At 24.8% G+C, this 3,735-nt stretch carries 2 protein-coding genes; both read left to right on the top strand.

Features of this window, described 5'->3' with window-relative positions:
- Positions 1 to 403 precede the first annotated feature (403 nt).
- A complete protein-coding gene (ald, locus tag BUA70_RS12735) occupies positions 404 to 1,516 on the top strand; it encodes an alanine dehydrogenase (RefSeq protein WP_072897871.1) in 1,113 nt (370 codons plus the stop codon).
- A 961-nt stretch (positions 1,517 to 2,477) separates the two neighbouring features.
- Positions 2,478 to 3,735: MutS N-terminal domain-containing protein (locus tag BUA70_RS12740; RefSeq protein WP_483188760.1), on the top strand; the 1,258-nt coding region annotated here is incomplete at its 3' end.

Below are 3,735 nucleotides of genomic sequence, written 5' to 3' on the forward strand. Positions count from 1 at the left end.
ATATATATTATTACTTTAATCTATAAAATTTTAATACTATACTTAACTTTTAAATATGAACATTTAAATAATAAATCCAGCATATTTTTCTTAAAATATAACGACAAAATACCAGTTTTATTTTTAACAAGTATTATAATTTAAAAATGGCTTAGATACTAGGATAAAAAATGGAATTAATATGATTTTTATTACATTTTATTCCTAATATGTAAAATAAACTTGCAATTTTTGTTTACAAATTAACTAACAATTAAAAAAATACAGAAAATTAAAAAAATATTCATATTTTGTATGTTTTATTATGACTTTTTTGTGATAACATTTAACCATAAAGTAGCTAAAGTAATTTTTTTACAAATTAACCTTAGTGAAATAAATTTATATTATTGGGGGAATCTATATGCTTATAGGCATTCCAAAAGAAATTAAAAATAATGAAAATCGTGTGGCAATAACTCCAAGTGGTGTTGCTTTACTAGTTAGTAATGGACATAAAGTCTTTGTAGAGAAAAATGCGGGCCTTGGTGCTGGTTTCTCTGATGAAGAATATATAAGATTTGGTGCTAATATAGTTGAAACTGCTAAAGAAGCTTGGGATAAGGATATGGTTATGAAAGTTAAGGAACCATTACCTGAAGAATTTAAATTTTTTAAAGAAGATTTAATATTATTTACCTATCTTCATTTAGTTACTGCAGAAGGACTTACAGATGCTTTGATAAATTCTAAAGTTATAGGAATAGCTTATGAAACTGTGGAGCTAGAAAATCATTCTTTACCTTTACTAACTCCTATGAGTGAAGTTGCTGGTCGTATGGCACCACAAATAGGCGTTGAATTTTTACAAAAACAATATGGTGGTAAAGGTGTCTTATTAAGTGGAGTTCCAGGAGTTAAACGTGGAAAAGTTACCATTATTGGAGGAGGAATAGCAGGAACTAATGCTTGTAAAATAGCTGTAGGCTTAGGTGCCGATGTTACAATAATAGATATTAGCGCAAAAAGACTTTGTGAACTTGACGATTTGTTTGGAAATAGCATAAAGACTTTAATGTCTAACCCCTATAATATTGCTGAATCAGTTAAAGATTCTGACTTAGTTATAGGCGCTGTTTTAATTCCAGGTGCAAAAGCTCCTAAGCTTGTAACTGAAGAAATGGTTAAATCTATGGAATCTGGTTCTGTATTAGTAGATATTGCAATAGATCAAGGTGGAATTTTCGAAACTACAGATAGAGTTACAACTCATGATAATCCAACTTATGTAAAAAATGGAGTTATTCATTATGCTGTTGCTAATATGCCAGGAGTTGTTCCTAGAACATCTACTTTAGCATTAACTAATTTAACAGTTTCATATGCTTTAAATATTGCAAATAAAGGCTTTAAAAAAGCTGTTCTAGAAGATAAAGCTTTATATAAGGGTATAAATACTTATAAAGGATTTATAACTTATGAAGCTGTTGCAAAAGCTTACAACGTTCAATATAAAGATGCTAAAGAATTATTATAATTAATGTAAGATTTATATTTTAAATTAATACTTAAATAATAAACTAAAAAAGTACAAGCTTTAAAGTTTAAAAGTTGAGTTTTAGTATATAATATAACTTCTGAAATCAAAACTAAATCTAAAAAAAGTCAGCATATAAGTTTATATGCTGACTTTTAAAATTATATATTTTATTTAGTCACTAATTATCACTCTTTTAATTAAAGTAAGTAAAATATAAACATATTATCTCTTCTTACCTTTTTTCTTTTTATCAAAAAAACCCATAATTATTAGTGTCATAAATATTGTTGTTAATATATATAACAATTGTTTCAATAATTTCACCCCCGTAAAATAGTAAATTAATTTAATACTTTTATTTTACTATTTCTAACTATTTCATTTTTTAAATTTCTTTATTTACTTTTATAATCTAAAACCTAAAATAACATATTTTTTCAATTGAATTAATAATTTCTGTTGCTATTACTGTGATAATGTAGTTGTTTGTACTAAAACCATACGTTATTAATAGCTAATGATCCTAAAATTGATTATATCTATATTATAGCTTAATTTAAGTAAAGCTTCATATATAAACTTTTAGAAGATATAATGAAACAATTTAATGTGAAAATTGGAGATAAGCTGCCTATAGTTCGTGGAAGTAATATTCCTTTTAATGTTTGGTTAAAGGTACTTTTGTTAAAATAGTAAATGAAAGCACTAAAGAGATTAATATTTTTAGGAAAGTGAAATTTTATAATAATTTAAATTTGTAATTTAAAAAGGAACAAAAACCGAAATAATTATTTAATAAATATATTATATATTTTTAAAATTAATTTTAGCTATAAAAAGTAAATTTGCTTTTTATAGCTATTTCTATTCTTTTTATTTGTTTAATGATATAGTATAATTGTTTAAAAATCCTTCATTTATAAAGGATTGACTTAATTTTACAAACGAGGTGATATATTTGTCATTAACGCCGATGATGAAACAATACTTTGAAATAAAAGATAAATATAAAGACTGTATCCTTTTTTTTAGATTAGGAGACTTTTATGAAATGTTTTTTGAAGATGCAGAGAAAGCTTCAAAGGAATTAGAACTTGTTTTAACTGGTAGGGATTGTGGCCTTGAAAATAGAGCTCCTATGTGTGGAATTCCTTATCATGCATCTAATGGATATATAGGAAGACTTATAAGCAAAGGATATAAAGTTGCAATTTGTGAGCAGGTAGAAGATCCTTCTAAAGCTAAAGGAATTGTAAAAAGAGATGTTATTAAGGTGATAACTCCAGGAACATATAATGATCCTAATTATATAGATGAATCTATGAATAACTATATTATGTCTATATATATAGATAAAGAAAAATCAAATATGTCTTTAAGTATTACAGATATATCTACAGGGGATTTTTATAATACCAGCTGTAATTTTAATAAAAACCTATTAATAGATGAAATTACTAAGTTTAATCCAAAGGAAATACTTGTACCTTCTTATATAGAAAATAAACTTCTTGAGGATATAAGTAAAATTTCAAATTCATTATTTACAATTATAGATGTAGATTTTACATCTGAAGCTTTAGATAAATTAAAAAATCAATTTTATAGAGAAGATTTAGATAACTATAATTTATCTGAAAAAATTTCTATGTTTATTTTATTAGACTATTTATTAAACACTCAAAAAACTTCCTTAACTAATATAAATAAGATTAATAAGTATAACATAGTAGATTATATGACTATAGATTCTAATTCAAGAAAGAATTTAGAATTAACAGAAAATCTTTGGGAAAAATCAAAACATAGTACTCTTTTATGGGTATTAGATAAGGCTAAAACATCAATGGGTAGCCGTGAAATGAGAAGATGGATTGAGCAGCCTCTAATAAATAAATCTCTTATTAACAATCGTTTAGATGGAGTAGATGAACTTTATAATTCATTATCTTTAAATGAAGATATAAGAACTGCCTTAGATGATATTTATGATATAGAAAGAATATTAGGTAAAATATCAAATAAAAATGCTAATGCAAAAGATTTGTTATCATTAAAAGCATCACTAAACAAAATTCCAACTATAAAATCTATTTTAAAAGGATGCAATAGCCCAATTTTATCATCTTTTGAAGAGGAAATAGATGAATTAAAGGATATTAAAGATCTTTTAGAGAAATCTATAAAAGAAGATCCTTCAATGTCTTTAAAGGAAG

The organism is Clostridium fallax (assembly GCF_900129365.1).
GTDB lineage: Bacteria > Bacillota > Clostridia > Clostridiales > Clostridiaceae > Clostridium_AH > Clostridium_AH fallax.